The organism is Polaromonas aquatica (genome assembly GCF_050626995.1).
Lineage (GTDB): Bacteria > Pseudomonadota > Gammaproteobacteria > Burkholderiales > Burkholderiaceae_C > Polaromonas > Polaromonas aquatica_A.
The window spans coordinates 2,331,142-2,347,597 of the sequence record NZ_CP192467.1 but is presented as its reverse complement, the minus strand read 5'-3'; the positions used below and the strand labels follow the sequence as shown (position 1 = coordinate 2,347,597).

Below are 16,456 nucleotides of genomic sequence, written 5' to 3'. Positions count from 1 at the left end.
GTCATAACGCCTGAACGCTGCAGAAGCAGGTCCGGGCTCCCCGGGGGTTACACAACTCAAAACAGTCCCTGGGGACCGTTTCGCGCCGAGTTGCAAGACGCGAAATTGAATACCGGACCGAAATTACGTTTTTTCGATCTGGCTGAATTCCAGTTCCACGGGTGTGGCGCGGCCGAAAATCGTGACCGACACACGCACCTTGTTCTTGTCGTAGTTGACCTCTTCCACCGTGCCGTTGAAGTCGGTGAACGGGCCGTCCTTGACGCGCACGTATTCGCCGGTTTCGAACTCCACCTTGTGCCGCGGCTTCTCGGTGCCGACCTGCATCTGGCTGACGATCTTCTGGACGTCTTCTTCAGAGATCGGGGCCGGACGATTCTTGGCGCCGCCAACAAAACCGGTGACTTTGTTGGTGTGCTTCACCAGGTGCCAGGTCTCATCATCCATGACCATCTCGACCAAAACATAGCCCGGAAAAAAACGGCGTTCCGTCGTTTTCTTCTGGCCGTTCTTGATTTCAACTACCTCTTCAGTAGGAACGAGAAAACGGCCAAATTTGGACTGCATGCCCGCACGGTTGATGCGCTCAACAATGTTGCGTTCGACCGCCTTTTCCATGCCGGAATAAGCATGGACGACATACCACTGCATGCCTGGAGTCGGCGTCAGAGACGTTCCCGCCGCCACTTCGCTGACTACCGTGCCGTTCAGATCGCTCATTATTTTTTCCATCCCAGGATCAGGTCATAAAACACCCACTCGAGCGTTTTGTCTGTAAGCCACAGGAACAAGGCCATGATCACCACGAAACCGAACACATAGGCGGTCATCTGAATAGCCTCCCTGCGAGCCGGCCAGACTACTTTTTTGACTTCGCGCCACGAGTCACGGCCAAAGGCCACAAACTGCTTGCCCGGCTCCGAAAGCATGAACACCGCCACGGCAGCCACAAGCCCGCCAATCAGCGCAGCCCACTGTACGACCTGACCCTGCTTGGCCAGCAGATAAAAACCCGCCAACGAGGCCAGCACCAGCGCAACGGCCGCGCCCAGCTTGGCCTTGTCGGCGCTGGTACTGACGGTTTCAACTTGAGAAGTGGCCATGGTTGGCGAATTTCCTGTTCAATCTTCGGACGTCTCTTCAGACGCTTAAGCCCACCTGGAGTTTTGACCCCCGGCGGGCTTGCTTTTAACTTTTCAAACCACCTTCAGCGTTGATGCACATCAACCATCAGGTGGCAGGGGCAGTAGGAATCGAACCTACAACCTTCGGTTTTGGAGACCGACGCTCTGCCAATTGAGCTATACCCCTCCATCAAACCTTACAAATTACGCAATGATCTTGGCCACGACGCCGGCGCCGACGGTCTTGCCGCCTTCGCGGATGGCAAAGCGCAGACCTTCTTCCATAGCGATCGGGTTGATCAGCTTGACGGTGATCGACACGTTGTCGCCTGGCATGACCATTTCCTTGCCTTCTGGCAACTCGATCGCACCGGTCACGTCCGTCGTGCGGAAGTAGAACTGGGGGCGGTAGTTGTTGAAGAAAGGCGTGTGGCGGCCGCCTTCGTCCTTGCTCAGAACGTAGATCTCGCCGGTGAAGTGCGTGTGCGGCTTGATGGAGCCGGGCTTGCACAGCACCTGGCCGCGCTGCACGTCTTCGCGCTTGGTGCCGCGCAGGAGGATACCGACGTTGTCGCCGGCCTGGCCCTGGTCCAGCAGCTTGCGGAACATTTCCACGCCGGTGCAGGTGGTCTTTTGCGTGTCAGCAATACCGACGATCTCGATTTCTTCGCCGACCTTGATGATGCCGCGCTCGACACGGCCGGTCACGACGGTGCCGCGGCCGGAGATGGAGAACACGTCTTCCACGGGCATCAGGAATGCGCCGTCCACTGCACGCTCTGGCAGGGGAATGTAGGTGTCAAGAGCTTCGGCCAGCTTCATGATGGCCTCTTCGCCCAAGGCACCCTTGTCGCCTTCCATGGCGAGCTTGGCTGAACCGTGGATGATCGGGGTCTTGTCGCCGGGGAAGTCGTATTTGTCGAGCAGCTCGCGCACTTCCATTTCAACGAGTTCGAGCAGCTCGGCGTCGTCGACCATGTCGCACTTGTTCAGGAACACGATGATGTACGGAACACCCACCTGACGGGCCAGCAGGATGTGCTCGCGGGTCTGGGGCATGGGGCCGTCAGCGGCCGAGCACACCAAAATAGCGCCGTCCATCTGGGCTGCGCCGGTGATCATGTTTTTCACATAGTCGGCGTGGCCTGGGCAGTCCACGTGGGCGTAGTGGCGGTTGGCCGTCTCGTACTCGACGTGAGCGGTGTTGATGGTAATGCCGCGCGCTTTTTCTTCAGGAGCCGCGTCAATCTGGTCGTAACCCTTGGCCTCGCCGCCGAACTTGGATGCCAGTACGGTCGTGATCGCCGCCGTCAGCGTCGTCTTGCCATGGTCCACGTGGCCAATCGTGCCGACGTTGACGTGCGGCTTGGTCCGCTCAAATTTGCCTTTTGCCATTTTTTCAACTCCAGAAATTTATAAAGAGTCACAAAACCAGTTACCACCGCAGCCAGCCACAACGCCTTGCGCACCGTGCCGGCTCAAAATTTGGTGCCCTTTGCGGGAATCGGACCCGCGACCTCTCCCTTACCAAGGGAGTGCTCTACCACTGAGCCAAAAGGGCTGAACTCAAAACCACCATTGCAACCTGGCGCAAGATCAAACAGCAGAACCATAAAGCAGCTTTATGGAGCGGGAGACGGGAATCGAACCCGCGTCATTAGCTTGGAAGGCTAGGGTTCTACCATTGAACTACTCCCGCGCAGCTCTGCCAATTCAACTCACACCAAAATTACCCACAACCCAAAACACGCTTTACGCGTTTGCCTTGCGCCGGTCGCTTGCCAAAAATCAAACAAAATCTGGTGGATGAGGCTGGATTCGAACCAGCGTAGGCGTTAGCCAACAGATTTACAGTCTGCCCCCTTTAGCCACTCGGGCACCCATCCTTCAAGCGAACCTCGGATTATGCCACGGTTTTATGTCATGTGGTACCCGTGACCGCGGCAAAACCATTAAAAGTTGGCGACCGCCCGCACCCCCTGCCTCCAAGATGGCCTTCCACCCCTGTGGCTGGCTCTCCGGACAGCCGATAGCCGGCTCCAGTTGCCCGAAAAGCCCTGTCCGCGTCAATTGCGGTTTTAGCCAGGCTTCGGGCATGATGCCCGCAGCGCCCCATAAAACCGGAGGCCAGCACGGAACTTGCCCTGCCCCTGTCGCAGCCCGCCTGAAATCGCCACCCAATGAGCACCCTCCCCGAAAATCCCACCTCCGATCCGTCCTTGCGGCGGGTGAATCTTGCGTTGCAAGGCGGCGGATCGCACGGCGCATTCACCTGGGGCGTGCTGGATGCCCTGCTGGCGGACGAGCGCATCGAGTTTGACGGCATCAGCGGCGCGAGCGCCGGAGCTGTCAATGCGGTAGCGTTGGCACACGGATTCGCCACCGCCCAAAGAGACAACTCCCCTGAAAAGACCTACCCCCGGGACGCCGCACGCGCATCGCTCAGCAAGATCTGGCAGGGTGTCGCGGCCATGGGAAGCCTGGGCTCTATGGCCGACAGCATCAGCAAGATGCTCATTGGCGGATGGGTTACCAACAGAGTAAGCGCAAACTTAACTGGCAGCACATTAACACAATGGATGTCACCCTACCAGTCCAATCCGCTGGATATCAACCCCTTGCGCAAACTGTTGCAGGCAGAGATCGACTTTCACGCCATTGCCAGCCTGCAAGCCCCCAAAGCGTTCGTGTCGGCGACCCATGTGGCCACCGGGCGGGCCGAGATTTTTTCCGGAAAACACCTGACGCTGCAGGCGGTGATGGCTTCCACTTGCCTGCCCACGCTGTTTCAGGCGGTCGAAATTGACGGCCAGCACTATTGGGATGGCGGGTTTTCAAGCAACCCCTCGCTGCTGCCGCTCATCAGCGAATGCAGCAGCCGCGACATCATCATGGTGCAGATCAATCCGTTGCGGCGTGCCAACATCCCCCGCACCTCCCACGACATTGCAGACCGGGTGAACGAACTGACCTTCAACGCCAGCCTGCTATCGCAGATGCGCACCATCGACTTCATCAACCGCCTCCTGGCCGACGGCCGCCTGCAGGAGGGCGAGAAGTACAAAAGCCTGCTGCTACACCGCATCGATGGCGGCGAGGCCCTGGAAAACCTGCCGTCATCAAGCAAGATGTCCGCCGATGGCGCCATGATCGAAAAGCTGTTTGAGATGGGCCAGGGCGCAGCCAAACGCTGGCTGCGCCGCCACTTTGAGGCGCTCGGCCAGCAAAGCACGGTGAATATCCGCAGGGACTACGTGGGCAGCCTCCCGCAGGAGTTCTAGCGAACCGGCGGGCTTTTTAAGCCTTTTTAGCCGTTTCTCCAAGCGAAACAAGCACAACTCGCTATCAAAACAATAGCAACTCAGGTTTTACGCTGCGCATCGCGCCAGGCCCGCGCTTCAGAGAAATGCCCACAGCCGATAAACGGCAGCGGCGGCCGCAATGCCGACAGCGGTGACGGGTGATTGGCCACCAGCACCTTGTGGCGCTTTGCATCAATAAGCGCCCGTTTGCTTTGCGCATGCGCGCCCCACAGCATGAACACCACCGGATGATCGCCGTCCGCCACCTGGCGAATCAGCGTATCGGTCAGTACTTCCCACCCCTTCCCAGCGTGGCTGGCAGGCAATGCTTCCTCTACCGTAAGACAGGTGTTGAGCAGCAGCACGCCGTTCGTCGCCCACTTCACCAGGCTTCCGCCCGGCACTGGAAACGTGGGCGGCGGCGTACCCAGGTCGCGCTGCAGCTCTTTGAAGATGTTGCGCAGCGAAGGCGGCAGAGCAACACCGGGCGCCACAGAAAACGCCAGCCCCTCGGCCTGCCCCAGGCCGTGATAGGGGTCTTGCCCCAGGATGACGACGCGCACCTCTTCAGGCGGGGTCAGTTCCAGTGCGCGCAGAGGCTGGGGAGGAAAAATCACCGCACCATCCGCCAGGCGGCTTCGCAGAAAATCCAGCAGCTTCCGGCCTGTCGGGCTCGCAAAAAAAGCATCGATCGTCGGCCGCCAGCCGGGCGCGACCGGCCAGGCCGCGGGGTCGGCGCTGGTCAGGCGATCAGGCGAAGATCCCGTCATATCGAGGAGCGAATCCATGGAGCCTGCGCTCACTTTTTTCCGAACAACTGCGCCAGCGCAAGGCCTGGCTCTTCTGCGCGCATAAAAGCCTCACCCACCAGGAAGGCGTTGACGCCAGCGCTGCGCATGCGCTGCACGTCGGCCGGCGTGGCAATGCCGGATTCGGTGATCAGCAAGCGGTCGGCCGGCACCTTGCCGAGCATGCCCAGCGTCGCGTCCAGCGAGACCTCGAAGGTCTTGAGGTTGCGGTTGTTGATGCCGATCAGCGGCGTCTTGAGCTTGAGCGCGCGCTCAAGCTCAGCCTCGTCATGCACCTCCACCAGCACCGCCATGTCCATAGACATCGCCAGCGCCTCCAGCGACTTCATCTGCGCGTCGTCCAGGCAAGCAGCGATCAGCAAAATGCAGTCGGCGCCCATCACCCGCGCTTCGTACACCTGGTACGGGTCCACCATGAAGTCCTTGCGCAGCACCGGCAAGTCGCAAGACGCCCGCGCCTGCTTCAGGTAATCAATGCTGCCCTGAAAAAACTGCTTGTCGGTCAACACCGAAAGGCAGGCCGCACTGATTTCGCCGTCGCCTTCGGCATAACTTTGCGCGATGTCGGCCGGAATGAAGTCGGCACGCAGCACGCCCTTGGACGGGCTGGCCTTCTTGATCTCGGCAATCACCGCGGGCTGGCCCGCCGCGATCTTGGCACGCAGCGCGCCCACGAAGTCACGCGTGAGCACGCGCGATGCAGCGTCTTCGCGCATCACGTCCAGCGGCTTCTTGCGGATCGCCTCGGCGATTTCCTGGCGCTTGACGGCAATGATTTTGTCGAGGATGTCGGACATGGTGTTCAGGCCGCTAATTTTTGGGTGGTGGAAATGAGTTGTTGCAGGCGCGCCTTGGCCGCGCCTGATTCAAGCGCCGCCCGCGCCAGCACGATGCCCGCTTTCATCGAGTCAGCCACATTGGCGGCATACAGCGCCGCGCCGGCGTTGAGGATCACGATGTCGCGCGCCGCGCCCGGCTGGTTGTCGAGCACGCCCAGCAGCATTGCCTTGGACTGCTCGGGCGTTTCCACGCGCAACGCGCGGTTGCTGGCCATGGGCATGTCGAAGTCTTCGGGGTGGATCTCGTACTCGGTGATCTCGCCGTTCTTCAGCTCACCCACCACGGTGGCCGCGCCCAGGCTGACTTCGTCCATGCCGTCTTTTCCGTAGACCACCATCGCGTGCTCGGCGCCCAGGCGCTGCAACGCGCGGATCTGGATACCCACCAGGTCGGAATGAAACACGCCCATCAGGATGTTGGGCGCGCTGGCCGGGTTGGTCAGCGGGCCCAGAATGTTGAAGATGGTACGCACGCCCAGTTCCTTGCGGATGGGCGCGACGTTCTTCATGGCAGGGTGGTGGTTGGGCGCAAACATGAACCCCACGCCGACCTGCTCAATGCACTGGGCAATGGCTTCAGGCGAAAGGCCAATGTGGATGCCCAGCGACTCGATCACATCGGCGCTGCCCGACTTGCTGCTGACGCTGCGCCCGCCGTGCTTGCTGACCTTGGCGCCGGCCGCCGCCGCCACGAACATGGAGCAGGTCGAGATATTGAAGGTGTGCGAACCGTCGCCGCCGGTGCCGACGATGTCGACCAGGTGGGTTTTGTCGGCCACGCTCACCTTGGTGGAGAACTCGCGCATCACCTGCGCGGCGGCGGTAATCTCGCCGATGGTCTCTTTCTTCACGCGCAGGCCGGTGATGAGCGCGGCCATCATCACCGGCGACATCTCGCCGCTCATGATCAGCCGCATGATGTGCAGCATCTCATCGTGAAAGATCTCGCGGTGTTCGATGGTGCGCTGAAGCGCTTCCTGCGGGGTGATCTTGTGGGTATGGGGCATGGCCTGTCTCGCTTATGGACGTTTTTTGTTCTGGAATTGGATGGAATGGCTTAATTCGCCGGATTATCGGTAAAGGCCAACTTGAGGCCAAAGCCGATGAACATGACACCAGCCGCACGGTCCAGCCAGTGCATGCCGCGCTGCACGGCATCACGCCGAGCCATCCAGGCGGCCGCCAGGGCCCAGCCCGAATTGACCGGAATGGCATTCAGGTTGAACAACACACCCAGCAGCACAAACGCCAGGGCTTTGTTGTCGGTATCCGGCGCGATGAACTGCGGCACAAACGCCAGGAAAAAGATGGCGACCTTTGGGTTCAGCACATTGGTCCAGAAACCACCCATGAAGACGGCTTTTAGGCGCCGTGCCGGCTGGGCGGCAGCCACCGCAACAAGATCGGTAGTGCCCTGCGGCGCCTTGGAAAACAGGATCTTCGCGCCTATCCACAGCAGGTAAGCCGCGCCTATCCACTTGAGGACAGTGAAAGCAAGCGCTGAAGTGGCGAGCAATGCGCCGACACCGACAGCGGCCGCAAAAATGTGAACAAAGCAACCGGCCGTGATACCCAGGCCTGCAACGATGCCGGCGCGCGCGCCTGATCGCAGCGAGTTGGTAACGATGTAAAGCACGTCGGGACCAGGTGTCAGGTTGAGCAACCAGCCGGCCGCAATGAAGAGCAACAGATGTTGGAAGTCAGGCATGGCTATCTCCTATCTAACCTTGTTTATGCATTGAGATGGAAGAACTGCCGGATGGCAGCCACGGCACGGTCTACGCCGGCGGTGTCCACATCCAGGTGGGTGACAAAGCGCAGGCGATACAGGCCCGTCGCCTGAATACCCGCATTCGCCAGGTGCTTGAGCAGCGCCGCCGATTGCTCTTTCGCCGCGCCGGTCAAATCCACAAACACGATGTTGGTCTGGGGTTGTTCCACATGCAGGCCGTCAACGCCCGCCAGTCCGTCGGCCAGGTGCCTGGCCAGCGCGTGGTCTTGCGCGAGGCGTCCCACGTGGTGGTCGAGCGCGTGGAATGCAGCTGCGGCCAACATGCCCGCCTGGCGCATCCCGCCGCCCGCCATCTTGCGGATGCGATGCGCCCGCGCGATGAACTCGCGAGAACCGCATAGTGCCGAGCCGACCGGCGCGCCCAGCCCCTTGCTGAAGCACACCGAAACACTGTCAAAACATCCCGCAATGCGTTTTGCTTCCACCAGCGGATTGCTGCCGGTTTGCGCAGCCTGCGCCACAGCCGCGTTAAAAAGCCGCGCGCCATCGAGGTGGCGGCCCAGGCTATGCTTTTTTGCCAGCGTGGTCGCCTGCTGCACATACTCAAAAGGCAGCAGCTTGCCGCCCAACGTGTTCTCCAGCGCCAGCATGCGGGTGCGCGCGAAGTGCGCGTCGTCGGGTTTGATGGCGGCCTCGATGTCGGCGAGCGCCAGTGTGCCGTCGGTGTGGTGGTTCAGAGGCTGCGGCTGCACACTGCCGAACACCGCCGCGCCGCCGCCTTCCCAGCGGTAGCAATGCGCCATCTGGCCGACGATGTATTCGTCGCCGCGCTGGCAGTGGCTCAAGATCCCGCAGAGGTTGCTTTGCGTACCGGTGGGCACGAAGAGCGCGGCCTCAAAGCCCAGCAGGCCGGCGATCTTTTCTTGCAGCACATTCACAGTCGGGTCGTCGCCGAAAACGTCGTCACCCAACGGCGCGGCCAGCATGGCTTCGCGCATGGCGGGAGTCGGGCGGGTCACGGTGTCGCTGCGTAAATCAACAATCATTTTTGCCTCCAGCCCAGGTAAAACCCTGGCAAGTAGCTATGAATTTGATAGCAATTTTAGATGAACGGCTCATGCCGCCTGCTCCAGAAAGTTCTTCAGCATGGCGTGGCCGTGTTCGGTCAGGATGGACTCAGGGTGAAATTGCACGCCCTGAATGGGCAATTCTTTATGGCGCACACCCATGATCTCGCCGTCGTCTGTCCAGGCTGTGACAGCCAGTGCCTTTGGGCAGCTCGATTTTTCAATCGCCAGCGAGTGGTAGCGGTTCACGACAAACTGTTCGGGCAGGCCGGCAAACACGCCCTCCTGCGTAGTGGTGATCACACTCGTCTTGCCGTGCATGAGCTGCTGCGCGCGGATGATTTTTCCGCCGAAGGCCGCGCCAATGCTCTGGTGGCCCAGGCAGACGCCCAGGATAGGCAGCTTGCCTGCAAAGTGCTCGATCGCCGCCACCGAAATACCCGCCTCTGCCGGCGAACAAGGGCCAGGCGACACCACCAGCAGGTCAGGCTTGCGCGCGGCGATGTCCTCCACAGTGATCTCGTCATTGCGAAACACCTCGACCTCCGCACCCAGTTCGCCAAAGTACTGGACGATGTTGTAGGTGAAGCTGTCGTAGTTGTCGATCATCAACAGTTTTTTGCTGCGTGTCATGGTTCAGGCCTCCTGGCGCAGGCGTGTGAACTCGCCGCGCTCAAAGTCAATGGATGCGGCAATCATGGAGCGGTATGCCGCCTCCACAATGGCTTCGGGCGCGCCGGCTTTACGGGCCTGCGCGCATACGCGCTCGATGATGAAGTCGATACGCGCATGGTCGACAATCTGGTCGGCGTTTTGTTTGATGCGCGCGGCCTGCGCTACATAAGCACTGCGCTCGGCGATCAGCGGCACGATGCGCTCGTCCAGCGCGTCGATGTTGCGGCGCACGTCGGCCATGGAGTGGCAGTGCTCAGTCTCTGGATGGGTTGACTGGCTCATTCCAGGCCTTCCTCAACCAGCTCCGACGCCCGCAACAGCGCGCGCGCCTTGGCCTCGGTTTCTTTCCATTCAAGTTCGGCCACCGAATCCGCCACCACGCCGGCCGCGGCCTGCACGTACAGCATCTGGTCCTTGATGATCCCGGTGCGGATGGCGATCGCCACGTCCATGTCGCCCGCATAACTGAGGTAGCCGCAGGCGCCCCCGTACAGACCGCGCTTGGTGGGCTCCAGCTGGTCAATGATTTCCATCGCGTGCACCTTGGGCGCGCCTGTCAGCGTGCCCGCCGGGAAGGTCGCCTTCAGCACGTCCATGCTGGTCATGCCGTCGAGCAGCACGCCTTCCACATTGCTTACGATGTGCATCACGTGGCTGTAGCGTTCCACCGCGAAGGCCTCGGTCACCTTTACGGTGCCGGTCTTGGCGATGCGGCCTATGTCGTTGCGCGCCAGGTCGATCAGCATGACGTGCTCGGCGCGCTCTTTCGGGTCATTGACCAGCTCTTGCTCCACGGCCTTATCAGCCTCGGGCGATGAGGCACGCGGTCGGGTGCCAGCCAAAGGACGAATGGTGATTTTCTGCCCCTCGCTGACTTGTTCCTGCCGCACCAGAATCTCTGGCGAAGCCCCCACCACATGGAAATCTCCAAAATGGTAGTAATACATATAGGGGCTGGGGTTGAGCGAGCGCAGCGCGCGGTACAGGCTGAGCGGCGATTCGGTATAGCGCTTCTTGATGCGCTGGCCCACCTGCACCTGCATGAAGTCGCCGGCTTCGATCAGCCGCTTGGCTTTTTCGACCGCGGCAATGTAGTCGGCCTTGGCAAAGTCGCGCTCGGCCGGGTAACCCTGTGAAGGCTTCACTACCGGCGCGCTGACGGAATATTTGAGCTTTTCCTTCAGGTCCCGCAAGCGCTTCTTGGCGTTGGCATAGGCCTCGGGCTGGGCCGGGTCGGCGTAGACGATCAGGTAAAGCTTGCCGGAGAGGTTGTCAATGACGGCCAGCTCTTCACATTGCAGCAGCAGGATGTCAGGACAGCCCAGCGTGTCGGGTGGGCAAGTGGCTTCGAGTTTTTTCTCGATATGGCGCACCGCGTCGTAGCCAAAGTAGCCTGCCAGCCCCCCGCAAAAACGCGGCAGGCCGGGCCTCAGGGCAACCTTGAAGCGCTTTTGGTAGCCGGAGATGAAGTCCAGCGGGTTGGCCGTTGAGGTCTCCACAACCTTGCCGTCTGTTACCACCTCTGTGACGGCATCCGGTCCAAAGCCCGAAGCCCGCACCAGGGTGCGCGCAGGAAGACCGATGAAGCTGTAGCGGCCAAAGCGTTCACCCCCTACTACCGACTCGAGCAGGAAGCTGAACTTGCCGCCGTCCTTGGAGTGCGCGAGTTTGAGGTAAAGGGAAAGTGGCGTCTCAAGATCGGCAAACGCCTCCGCCATCAGGGGAATGCGGTTGTAGCCTTGGCCGGCCAGGCTTTTAAATTCGAGTTCTGTAATCACGATGGTCCTTCGCAAGGGGCCACGCGCTCAAAGGCGCGGCCACCTGTCATTCAAAACGCCCCGAAGACCGGGGCCGGGATGCGCTTGGCGAGGCAAAGGCGCATCAGGAAAGAAAAAGGGGGGTGTCGCAGAACCGGCGGCATCGGGGCGGGCGAAAGGCACTGGCTGAATGGTCAGGGTGCCGGCCCGCATGCGCCTCAGGCGTGCGAGAAATGACAGGTACGCCAGGGCCAGGCTCCCCGGTCTCCACAACCTGTCTGAATGATGCGATGAATGAACATGTGGGCCAAAGTGTAGCAAAGACCGCGGTGACCGGCCCGCCCGATCCCGGTTGAGGCCCAAAAACTACTAAAAGGACGTCATGTCAGCGCCGCTACTATGGACTGGTACTAATGCTCATCTCGCAAACCCTCTTGCGACAGCCCCTCTGCGGCCCTCAAAATGAGACATTAAAAACGAACGCTCGTTCTATTCCAACCATCCTTCTGGAGACAATTCATGACTTTGACAACGCGGTGCATTGCGGGCCTGGCCGGTTTAATGCTGTCTTTGGGCGCACTTGCCGCCCCAATGGAGGTCTCGGGCGTCAAGCTGGAAGACCCGATCGACGTACACGGCACCAAACTGCAGCTCAACGGGGCCGGCATACGCTACAAAGCGGTGTTCAAAGTCTACGTGGCCGCAATGTACCTGCCCAAGAAGGCCGCAACCCCCGAAGAGGTCTACGCCATGCCCGGCCCCAAGCGCATCAGCATCACCCTGCTGCGCGACATTGACTCCAACGAGTTGGGCAAGGGCTTCACCACCGCCTTTACAGAGAACACGCCCAAAGGCGAAATGTCCAAACTGATTCCCGGCCTCATCAAGATGGGCCAGCTCTTTGCCGACCAGAAAAAACTGAGTGCCGGCGAAGGCTTCACTATCGACTGGATCCCCGGCACCGGCACCGTGATCACCGTCAAAGGCAAACCACAAGGCGAGCCCTTCAAGGAGCTTGAATTCTTCAACGCCCTCGTGCGCATCTGGCTGGGCCCACAGCCGGCCGACTGGAAACTCAGGGATGCCATGCTGGGCAAGCCTGCCTGAAGCGCCGGGCGCAAACCACACCATCACCGGGGCGCAAGCCCCGTGGTCATTTCTGGAAGCGCAATTCGGCCAGTGAGCCGATAAAGCCGTCGGCATCCACGCCGCGCACCGGCTCGCCGTGGTTGTACCCATAGGTCACCAACAGCACCGGGCAACCGGCGGCCCGGGCGGCACGTGCATCATTGCTGGAGTCGCCGATCATCAGTGTGCGGGCCGGCGCAGTGCCCAGGCATTCGCAGGTCTTTAGCAGAGGCAGTGGGTCCGGCTTTTTCCGCTCGAACGAATCCCCGCCAAAAACCTGGGTGAAAAACCCGCCGAGGTTTTTCAGCTTGAGCAGTTCATGGGCAAACCCCAAAGGCTTGTTGGTCAGGCAGACCAGCTGTAACCCAGCTTGCCCCAGAGTGTGCAAGCCCTCCACCACCCCCGGGTACACCGCAGAATACTGGCCATTGATGCGGGTGTAATGCCGCTGGTAAGTCGCATAGGCAACATCGTATTTTGCTATTAAATCAATAGCAAACTGCGTACTATCCATCTGCGCCTGAACGTATTTCAGTGTAGACATGATGAGGTGTTCCGAGCCTTTTCCCACCATGCGCTCGACCGCAGCTGCGTCCAGCCCGACGACTGAAGGATGGCCAGACAGCAGCTCAGCGAGCATCAAATTGAGGGCCGCCACAAAGTCCCCCAGCGTGTCGACCATGGTGCCATCCAGGTCAACGATGGCAGCGTCAAAACGGTCCGGGGCAAAGGTCATGAAGTTCAAAGGGTTCAGCATGAGGTAGCCGGATTCGAAACAGATACTGGTCCGAGTTGATGTTGTCCGGATCCGTTATCAGCTGGAACCGGAACAGTCGGGGAAAAAATCGATATCCCCACCCGGCAGATCTTAAAGGTAGATAACCATGCGCATGGCTGGAGTAGTTAGTCATCTACACCGAAATTGGCTGTTACCCAAGGCTTTTGGAAGTACCGCCTGGGCAAAAAAAAACGACGCACCACTTTCGCAATGCGCCGCTTCGGCCACTGAACTCAATTCAGCCTGGATCCCTTGGGCAGCCGGGCAGACAGCCACTCATGAACATCGGCCCGTACATTGCGGCCGCGCAGCAGGAAGTCTTCCCACAGCGAAGGAACGTAAGGCAGGTAGACCAGCGGCATTCCGGCCTGTTCAGGGGTCCGGGCGCCTTTGCGGGCGTTGCACGAACGGCATGCGCTGACCAGATTGGTCCAACTGTAGGCTCCACCTTTGCTATCGGGCACGATGTGCTCTGCCTCAAGATCTTTTTCGAGGAAGACCTGAGCGCAGTAGGCACAGGTGCAGCGGTCCCGGCGCAACAGCTTGGGCTTCGACACAGCTGGCGTGACCTCAAACAGGTTGCGCCGGGGCGAGCCGCGCAGGGCGATGATGGGCTGGATGACCATCAGCGATTGCCGGCCGCGGGCCACATTCCACCCGCCGCGGAGCGTAACGAGGGGGCTATCGCCCTCCTCCCACGCAACAGTGCCAGTGGCATAGTGCAACGCCGCATCTTCAGCCGTGATCCAGGCCTGGGGCGTCCCCTGGATGTCGAGCTGCAGAACGTGATGCATCATCATGGCCTCCTGTAAGGTGAAAAAGAATGAATTTGGTAGCTCTTGAGAGGATCGAACTCCCGACCATCGCCTTGTAAGGGCGCTGCTCTACCTGCTGGGCTAAAGAGCTGAAAAATGAAGCGCTGAATGACGAATGGTGCGGACAGAGAATTTCGAAATCTCGACCTACCGGTTAAAAGCCGGTTGCTCTTCCTCTGAGCTATGCCCGCATGGGGGTGGGGTGCAAGACCGGACTCGAACCGGTGACCCGCGGGGTCACATCCCGCTGCGCTGCCAACTGCGCCACTTGCACCAGAAAAAAGAACCATTGGTAGCCGCAGCTGGCATCGAACCAACGACCTGTGCCTTATCAAGGCACTGCTCTACCACTGAGCTATGCGGCTATGAAGAAAAAATTGGCTCCACGACCTGGGGTCGAACCAGGGACGACGCGATTAACAGTCGCGCGCTCTACCAGCTGAGCTATCGTGGAATATCGGGTAGGAGAAAACCAGGCGTGCTCACCACTCGCCGCATTCGCGGACGCGCTGATCCAGGTCGCGGTCATCTTGTGCCTGCCCTCGCTTCGGCAAAGCGTGACGATGCCGCGCGCTGCCGGCGGCGACGATGCTGCGCAGCAAGGCACGAACAATGCGGCTGCGTGGTGTGGCTGTCCGTTTGGCCATCCTCCTGGAGGCCGCTGCGTTTCTGGCTGTCATGGCAAATCTCCTTGAGGTTGGTTAAATGAGGAACGTGGCGCGCCTGGACCGATTCGAACGGCCGACAAACTGGGGTAGAAGCCCAGCGCTCTATCCTGGCTGAGCTACAGACGCTGAAAACGATGAGGTGGAGGCGGTGGTCAGATCCGAACTGACGTGTGCTGACGCAGGCGGATTTGCAATCCGCTCCCTTCGACCACTGGGGTACACCGCCGAAAATCGCTGGCGGGCGCGGGAAGAATCGAACTTCCAGCCTTCGGTTTTGGAGACCGCTGCTCTGCCTGTTGAGCTACACACCCATGAAAATCTGAAAAAAAATGGTGCCCCAGGCCGGCGTCGAACCGGCATGCCCGAAAGCGCTGGCTTCTGAGGCCAGTGTGTCTTCCAATTCCACCACCGGGGCTAAAACTGTTCTGGTACTCAAGGGGAGATTCGAACTCCCAAAACTCCCAACAGACCTGGGTTTGAAGCAGGTGCGTCCTCCAATTCCGCCACTTGAGCATTTATTTGGCGTCCCGGTCCGGGTTCGAGCCGGCGCATGGGTTGTCGACCCATCGCTCCATCGACCGAGGTGCCACGACATTCACGACATAACTGTGGCGGCCTGTACGGGAGTCGAACCCGTGACCACATCTTGGACAGGGAAGTGCTCTACCAGCTGAGCTAACAGACCAAAAATGAAAAAGACAAGAATGAAGATGGTCCGTGCAGCAGGTCTCGAACCTGCGACCTCATGCTCCCAAAGCACGCGCGCTACCAACTGCGCCACACACGGATTGAATCGGACTGAATGAAAACTGAATGGCCTCGCGTGAAAGATTTGAACTTCCGACCCTCTGCTTCGTAGGCAGATGCTCTGATTCCGGACTGAGCTAACACGAGAAAAATCTATTGGGGTTATTGCTGGTGCACGCAGGCAGACTCGAACTGCCGGCCTCGACCTTCGGAGAGTCGCGCTCTGAGTCCAGCTGAGCTATGCGTGCAAATGATTTGGCGATGCGGTTGGTGGTTGCAGTTGGGACCGAGCCAACGACCGGCGGGTTATGAGCCCGCTGCTCTACCACTGAGCTATGCAACCCAAAAAAAAATGGCAGGCCGTGATGGATTCGAACCACCGAATGTCGAGATCAAAACCCGATGCCTTGGACCAGCTTGGTGAACGGCCCATCAAAAAGATGGCGATAAAAAATGGCAGAAAGAGATGGCGGAAGATAGGGGATTCGAACCCATGAGCCCACTCTCGCGGGCTCTCGCTTAGCAAGCGAGTGCCTTGAACCTCTCAGCCAATCTTCCAAAAAATTTCCGGTTACGAGTTCCGGTGCCCCCCAATCTTTGAGGCCGGTTTCCGCACTACGCTCTTGCGAGCACTGCGCTTCTTTACTGAACAACTGACGGGCAACTACCTGGCTGCCAGCGCTGGAATTGGCGTCACGTAGGGGATTCGAACCCCTGTCTACAAGGATGAAAACCTTGTGTCCTGAGCCAGCTAGACGAACGTGACAAATACCCTGGAGCCCACGGTCGCGATTTGAACGGACGGCCTGCCGCTTACAAGGCGGCTGCTCTACCGACTGAGCTACGCGGGCGAAAAACTGAATCCATTTCGGCTGTACCTGCATGTGGGCGGACGGCATGAAGCCGAACCGGGGTCTCCCACTGCACTGCATTTCCGGGGCCATGAACCCCGGCTGCCAGCACACACGCCACCAGACCGTCTCCTCGGTCTCGCGCAGGTGACGTGAAACAGGCA

16 protein-coding genes and 23 tRNA genes are annotated in these 16,456 nt (G+C 59.9%); 2 read left to right on the top strand and 37 right to left on the bottom strand.

Annotation, left to right across the window (positions count from 1 at the left end; translation table 11 throughout):
- Positions 1 to 123: 123 nt before the first annotated feature.
- From nusG to ACQ4MS_RS11250, 7 genes are all read right to left on the bottom strand, one after another.
- On the bottom strand, positions 124 to 651 hold the full coding sequence (nusG, locus tag ACQ4MS_RS11280; RefSeq protein WP_228778638.1) for a transcription termination/antitermination protein NusG: 528 nt from the start codon (positions 649 to 651) through the stop codon (positions 124 to 126).
- A gap of 68 nt (positions 652 to 719) precedes the next feature.
- Entirely contained in the window at positions 720 to 1,103 is a 384-nt protein-coding gene (gene secE, locus ACQ4MS_RS11275; protein WP_431094474.1) for a preprotein translocase subunit SecE, read from the bottom strand.
- A 132-nt stretch (positions 1,104 to 1,235) separates the two neighbouring features.
- Positions 1,236 to 1,311: transfer RNA gene (locus ACQ4MS_RS11270), tRNA-Trp, on the bottom strand.
- A gap of 17 nt (positions 1,312 to 1,328) precedes the next feature.
- Positions 1,329 to 2,519, bottom strand: coding sequence for an elongation factor Tu (gene tuf, locus ACQ4MS_RS11265; protein WP_431094472.1), 1,191 nt, complete (start codon positions 2,517 to 2,519; stop codon positions 1,329 to 1,331).
- A 91-nt stretch (positions 2,520 to 2,610) separates the two neighbouring features.
- Positions 2,611 to 2,685, bottom strand: a tRNA-Thr gene (locus tag ACQ4MS_RS11260).
- Between the two features lie 64 nt (positions 2,686 to 2,749).
- Positions 2,750 to 2,823, bottom strand: a tRNA-Gly gene (locus ACQ4MS_RS11255).
- A 101-nt stretch (positions 2,824 to 2,924) separates the two neighbouring features.
- Positions 2,925 to 3,010, bottom strand: a tRNA-Tyr gene (locus ACQ4MS_RS11250).
- A gap of 294 nt (positions 3,011 to 3,304) precedes the next feature.
- Between ACQ4MS_RS11250 and ACQ4MS_RS11245 the strand changes: the two genes are divergently transcribed.
- Entirely contained in the window at positions 3,305 to 4,405 is a 1,101-nt protein-coding gene (locus ACQ4MS_RS11245) for a patatin-like phospholipase family protein (protein ID WP_431094470.1), read from the top strand.
- An 80-nt stretch (positions 4,406 to 4,485) separates the two neighbouring features.
- On the opposite strand, the gene ACQ4MS_RS11240 is transcribed toward ACQ4MS_RS11245, so the two are convergent.
- The 8 genes from ACQ4MS_RS11240 to trpE all read right to left on the bottom strand — a co-directional run bounded on the left by ACQ4MS_RS11240 (position 4,486) and on the right by trpE (position 11,326).
- Positions 4,486 to 5,214, bottom strand: coding sequence for a uracil-DNA glycosylase (locus ACQ4MS_RS11240; protein ID WP_431094468.1), 729 nt, complete (start codon positions 5,212 to 5,214; stop codon positions 4,486 to 4,488).
- A gap of 11 nt (positions 5,215 to 5,225) precedes the next feature.
- On the bottom strand, positions 5,226 to 6,032 hold the full coding sequence (gene trpC / locus ACQ4MS_RS11235; RefSeq protein ID WP_431094466.1) for an indole-3-glycerol phosphate synthase TrpC: 807 nt from the start codon (positions 6,030 to 6,032) through the stop codon (positions 5,226 to 5,228).
- Positions 6,033 to 6,037: 5 nt separating this feature from the next.
- Complete coding sequence (trpD, locus tag ACQ4MS_RS11230) at positions 6,038 to 7,081, bottom strand: anthranilate phosphoribosyltransferase (protein WP_431094464.1); 1,044 nt, start codon at positions 7,079 to 7,081, stop codon at positions 6,038 to 6,040.
- A 50-nt stretch (positions 7,082 to 7,131) separates the two neighbouring features.
- Positions 7,132 to 7,782 carry a LysE family translocator gene (locus tag ACQ4MS_RS11225; RefSeq protein ID WP_431094463.1) on the bottom strand — a complete coding sequence of 217 codons (651 nt, stop codon included), beginning with the start codon at positions 7,780 to 7,782 and terminating at the stop codon, positions 7,132 to 7,134.
- Positions 7,783 to 7,805: 23 nt separating this feature from the next.
- Entirely contained in the window at positions 7,806 to 8,852 is a 1,047-nt protein-coding gene (gene ltaE / locus ACQ4MS_RS11220; protein WP_431094461.1) for a low-specificity L-threonine aldolase, read from the bottom strand.
- Between the two features lie 69 nt (positions 8,853 to 8,921).
- Positions 8,922 to 9,506 (bottom strand): aminodeoxychorismate/anthranilate synthase component II, encoded by a 585-nt coding sequence (locus ACQ4MS_RS11215; RefSeq protein ID WP_431094460.1) that lies wholly within the window; start codon positions 9,504 to 9,506, stop codon positions 8,922 to 8,924.
- A 3-nt stretch (positions 9,507 to 9,509) separates the two neighbouring features.
- Positions 9,510 to 9,830, bottom strand: a complete 321-nt coding sequence (locus ACQ4MS_RS11210) for a chorismate mutase (RefSeq protein WP_431094458.1) — start codon at positions 9,828 to 9,830, stop codon at positions 9,510 to 9,512.
- Positions 9,827 to 11,326 carry an anthranilate synthase component I gene (trpE, locus tag ACQ4MS_RS11205; protein ID WP_431094456.1) on the bottom strand — a complete coding sequence of 500 codons (1,500 nt, stop codon included), beginning with the start codon at positions 11,324 to 11,326 and terminating at the stop codon, positions 9,827 to 9,829. Before trpE ends, ACQ4MS_RS11210 begins: the two co-directional genes overlap by 4 nt.
- 498 nt (positions 11,327 to 11,824) lie before the next feature.
- Between trpE and ACQ4MS_RS11200 the strand changes: the two genes are divergently transcribed.
- The gene (locus ACQ4MS_RS11200; protein ID WP_431094454.1) at positions 11,825 to 12,412 is read left to right on the top strand and encodes a chalcone isomerase family protein; all 588 of its coding nucleotides are present in this window, start codon (positions 11,825 to 11,827) and stop codon (positions 12,410 to 12,412) included.
- A 46-nt stretch (positions 12,413 to 12,458) separates the two neighbouring features.
- On the opposite strand, the gene ACQ4MS_RS11195 is transcribed toward ACQ4MS_RS11200, so the two are convergent.
- The 22 genes from ACQ4MS_RS11195 to ACQ4MS_RS11090 form a co-directional block, all read right to left on the bottom strand.
- Complete coding sequence (locus ACQ4MS_RS11195) at positions 12,459 to 13,190, bottom strand: HAD-IA family hydrolase (protein WP_431094452.1); 732 nt, start codon at positions 13,188 to 13,190, stop codon at positions 12,459 to 12,461.
- 254 nt (positions 13,191 to 13,444) lie between these two features.
- The gene (locus ACQ4MS_RS11190) at positions 13,445 to 14,005 is read right to left on the bottom strand and encodes an HNH endonuclease (RefSeq protein WP_431099581.1); all 561 of its coding nucleotides are present in this window, start codon (positions 14,003 to 14,005) and stop codon (positions 13,445 to 13,447) included.
- Positions 14,006 to 14,041: 36 nt separating this feature from the next.
- Positions 14,042 to 14,117: transfer RNA gene (locus tag ACQ4MS_RS11185), tRNA-Val, on the bottom strand.
- 25 nt (positions 14,118 to 14,142) lie between these two features.
- A tRNA-Lys gene (locus ACQ4MS_RS11180) sits at positions 14,143 to 14,217 on the bottom strand.
- Between the two features lie 7 nt (positions 14,218 to 14,224).
- Positions 14,225 to 14,300, bottom strand: a tRNA-His gene (locus ACQ4MS_RS11175).
- 16 nt (positions 14,301 to 14,316) lie between these two features.
- Positions 14,317 to 14,391: transfer RNA gene (locus ACQ4MS_RS11170), tRNA-Ile, on the bottom strand.
- A gap of 13 nt (positions 14,392 to 14,404) precedes the next feature.
- A tRNA-Asn gene (locus ACQ4MS_RS11165) sits at positions 14,405 to 14,480 on the bottom strand.
- Between the two features lie 28 nt (positions 14,481 to 14,508).
- On the bottom strand, positions 14,509 to 14,706 hold the full coding sequence (locus ACQ4MS_RS11160; protein ID WP_431094450.1) for a hypothetical protein: 198 nt from the start codon (positions 14,704 to 14,706) through the stop codon (positions 14,509 to 14,511).
- 35 nt (positions 14,707 to 14,741) lie between these two features.
- A tRNA-Arg gene (locus ACQ4MS_RS11155) sits at positions 14,742 to 14,820 on the bottom strand.
- Between the two features lie 14 nt (positions 14,821 to 14,834).
- Positions 14,835 to 14,920, bottom strand: a tRNA-Cys gene (locus ACQ4MS_RS11150).
- 9 nt (positions 14,921 to 14,929) lie between these two features.
- A tRNA-Trp gene (locus ACQ4MS_RS11145) sits at positions 14,930 to 15,005 on the bottom strand.
- A 19-nt stretch (positions 15,006 to 15,024) separates the two neighbouring features.
- A tRNA-Leu gene (locus ACQ4MS_RS11140) sits at positions 15,025 to 15,109 on the bottom strand.
- A gap of 11 nt (positions 15,110 to 15,120) precedes the next feature.
- Positions 15,121 to 15,207 (bottom strand) — tRNA-Leu (locus ACQ4MS_RS11135).
- 96 nt (positions 15,208 to 15,303) lie between these two features.
- Positions 15,304 to 15,379: transfer RNA gene (locus tag ACQ4MS_RS11130), tRNA-Asp, on the bottom strand.
- Between the two features lie 26 nt (positions 15,380 to 15,405).
- Positions 15,406 to 15,481, bottom strand: a tRNA-Pro gene (locus ACQ4MS_RS11125).
- Between the two features lie 27 nt (positions 15,482 to 15,508).
- Positions 15,509 to 15,588: transfer RNA gene (locus tag ACQ4MS_RS11120), tRNA-Arg, on the bottom strand.
- 22 nt (positions 15,589 to 15,610) lie between these two features.
- Positions 15,611 to 15,689: transfer RNA gene (locus ACQ4MS_RS11115), tRNA-Arg, on the bottom strand.
- A gap of 20 nt (positions 15,690 to 15,709) precedes the next feature.
- Positions 15,710 to 15,784, bottom strand: a tRNA-Ile gene (locus ACQ4MS_RS11110).
- Positions 15,785 to 15,794: 10 nt separating this feature from the next.
- A tRNA-Gln gene (locus tag ACQ4MS_RS11105) sits at positions 15,795 to 15,872 on the bottom strand.
- A gap of 36 nt (positions 15,873 to 15,908) precedes the next feature.
- Positions 15,909 to 15,999: transfer RNA gene (locus ACQ4MS_RS11100), tRNA-Ser, on the bottom strand.
- 130 nt (positions 16,000 to 16,129) lie between these two features.
- Positions 16,130 to 16,207 (bottom strand) — tRNA-Glu (locus ACQ4MS_RS11095).
- Between the two features lie 8 nt (positions 16,208 to 16,215).
- Positions 16,216 to 16,292, bottom strand: a tRNA-Thr gene (locus ACQ4MS_RS11090).
- Positions 16,293 to 16,456 lie beyond the last annotated feature (164 nt).

Excerpts from the sequence above, each read along its gene's own strand:
- nusG (WP_228778638.1), bottom strand. The coding sequence starts at position 651 with ATGCAGTGGTATGTCGTCCATGCTTATTCCGGCATGGAAAAGGCGGTC.
- secE (WP_431094474.1), bottom strand. The coding sequence starts at position 1,103 with ATGGCCACTTCTCAAGTTGAAACCGTCAGTACCAGCGCCGACAAGGCC.
- tuf (WP_431094472.1), bottom strand. The coding sequence starts at position 2,519 with ATGGCAAAAGGCAAATTTGAGCGGACCAAGCCGCACGTCAACGTCGGC.
- ACQ4MS_RS11245 (WP_431094470.1), top strand. The coding sequence starts at position 3,305 with ATGAGCACCCTCCCCGAAAATCCCACCTCCGATCCGTCCTTGCGGCGG.
- ACQ4MS_RS11240 (WP_431094468.1), bottom strand. The coding sequence starts at position 5,214 with ATGGATTCGCTCCTCGATATGACGGGATCTTCGCCTGATCGCCTGACC.
- trpC (WP_431094466.1), bottom strand. The coding sequence starts at position 6,032 with ATGTCCGACATCCTCGACAAAATCATTGCCGTCAAGCGCCAGGAAATC.
- trpD (WP_431094464.1), bottom strand. The coding sequence starts at position 7,081 with ATGCCCCATACCCACAAGATCACCCCGCAGGAAGCGCTTCAGCGCACC.
- ACQ4MS_RS11225 (WP_431094463.1), bottom strand. The coding sequence starts at position 7,782 with ATGCCTGACTTCCAACATCTGTTGCTCTTCATTGCGGCCGGCTGGTTG.
- ltaE (WP_431094461.1), bottom strand. The coding sequence starts at position 8,852 with ATGATTGTTGATTTACGCAGCGACACCGTGACCCGCCCGACTCCCGCC.
- ACQ4MS_RS11215 (WP_431094460.1), bottom strand. The coding sequence starts at position 9,506 with ATGACACGCAGCAAAAAACTGTTGATGATCGACAACTACGACAGCTTC.
- ACQ4MS_RS11210 (WP_431094458.1), bottom strand. The coding sequence starts at position 9,830 with ATGAGCCAGTCAACCCATCCAGAGACTGAGCACTGCCACTCCATGGCC.
- ACQ4MS_RS11200 (WP_431094454.1), top strand. The coding sequence starts at position 11,825 with ATGACTTTGACAACGCGGTGCATTGCGGGCCTGGCCGGTTTAATGCTG.
- ACQ4MS_RS11195 (WP_431094452.1), bottom strand. The coding sequence starts at position 13,190 with ATGCTGAACCCTTTGAACTTCATGACCTTTGCCCCGGACCGTTTTGAC.
- ACQ4MS_RS11190 (WP_431099581.1), bottom strand. The coding sequence starts at position 14,005 with ATGCATCACGTTCTGCAGCTCGACATCCAGGGGACGCCCCAGGCCTGG.
- ACQ4MS_RS11160 (WP_431094450.1), bottom strand. The coding sequence starts at position 14,706 with ATGACAGCCAGAAACGCAGCGGCCTCCAGGAGGATGGCCAAACGGACA.